General features: G+C 69.3%; 2 protein-coding genes. Both read left to right on the forward strand.

The window, feature by feature from the left end:
* The coding region (locus B0W88_RS31710; RefSeq protein ID WP_077038403.1) for a CoA transferase subunit A at positions 1-806 on the forward strand (806 nt) is incomplete at its 5' end.
* A gap of 13 nt (positions 807-819) precedes the next feature.
* Positions 820-1,470 (forward strand): ketoacid CoA transferase (locus B0W88_RS31715; protein WP_077038404.1); only part of this gene is annotated, 651 nt, incomplete at its 3' end.

Raw genomic sequence — 1,470 nt, forward strand, 5'->3', positions numbered from 1 at the left:
GCTGGGGCCCGCGCCGCAAGCCGATGGCCCTGGTGCGCGAGCTGCTGCGCTCGCCGGTGAAAGACCTGACCCTCGTTTCCTACGGCGGCGCCGACGTGGGCATGCTCTGCGCCGCCGGCAAGGTGAAGAAGCTCGTCTTCGCCTTCGTCTCGCTGGACTTCATCCCGCTGGAGCCCTATTTCCGCATCGCCCGCCAAAGCGGCCAGCTGGAAGTGATGGAGGTGGACGAGGGCCTGCTGATGCTGGGCCTGAAGGCCGCCGGCATGCGCGTGCCCTACATCCCGACCCGTGTCGGCCTGGGCACCGACGTGCTCCGCCATAACCCCCAGATCCAGCTGACCGATTCGCCCTACGACGGTCGCCAGTGGCTGGCGATGCCGGCCCTGCCGCTGGACGTGGCACTGCTGCACGTGGACCGCGCCGATGCGCGCGGCGTCTGCCAGGTCAAGGGGCCGGACCTCTACATGGACGACCTGTTCGCCCGCGCCTCGGCCAGCACCATCGTCTCCTGCGACGAGCTGGTGGACAGCAGCTTCTTCAGCCAGGGCGAGGAGGCCCGCTACGTGCATTGGGAGCGCTCGCAGACCCGCGCGGTCGTGCACCTGCCGCTGGGTGCGCACCCGAGTTCCTGCGCCCCGCTGTACGGCTTCGACCTCAAGCACTTCAAGGACTACGCGGCCAGCGCCCGCGAGGCCGGCGGCTGGGCCCAGTACCACGAGCAGTTCGTGGCCTGCGGGGAGGCCGAATACATCGAGCGCGTCGGTGGCGAGGCGGCCGTGAAGCGCTTGCCGCTGCCGGTGTTCTGACCCGAGGAAGCCCATGAACGAGAACAAGAACATCCCCCTGGTCGACCGCATCATCTGCGCCGCCGCCGAGGCCTGGCGCGACGACGGCGAGGTGCTGGCCACCGGCATCGGCGTCGTGCCGCGGCTGGCCGCTTCGCTGTGCATGCTGTCGATCAACAGCGATCTGCTGATGACCGACTCCGAGGCCTGGATCGTGCGCGAGCCGGTGCCCATCGGCCCGCGCGGCGAGTACGCCGTGCAGCGCGAGTCCCACATGGGCTTCGCGCGCATCTTCGACAACGTCTGGGGCGGCCGCCGCCATGCGATGGTGGGCCCCACGCAGATCGACCGCTTCGGCCAGGCCAATATCTCGATGATCGGCAGCGACTACGCGCGGCCGAAGTCGATGATGCTGGGCGTGCGCGGCTTCCCCGGCAACTCGATCAGCCACGCCAACAGCTTCTTCGTCCCGAACCACTCGACCAAGGTCTTCGTGCCCGGCGAGGTGGACATGGTGGCCAGCGCGGGCTACAACCCGGCCCGCCTGGCGCGGGGCTGGAGCCTCGATGACATCGACATCCGCAGCATCTTCACCAACCTCTGCGTGATGGACTTCGGCGGGCCCGCGCGGCAGATGCGGCTGGTGAGCCTGCATCCCGGCGTCAGCGCCGAGCAGGTACAGGCG

It is taken from the genome of Pelomonas sp. KK5 (genome assembly GCF_001984095.1).
Taxonomy (GTDB): Bacteria; Pseudomonadota; Gammaproteobacteria; order Burkholderiales; family Burkholderiaceae_C; genus KK5.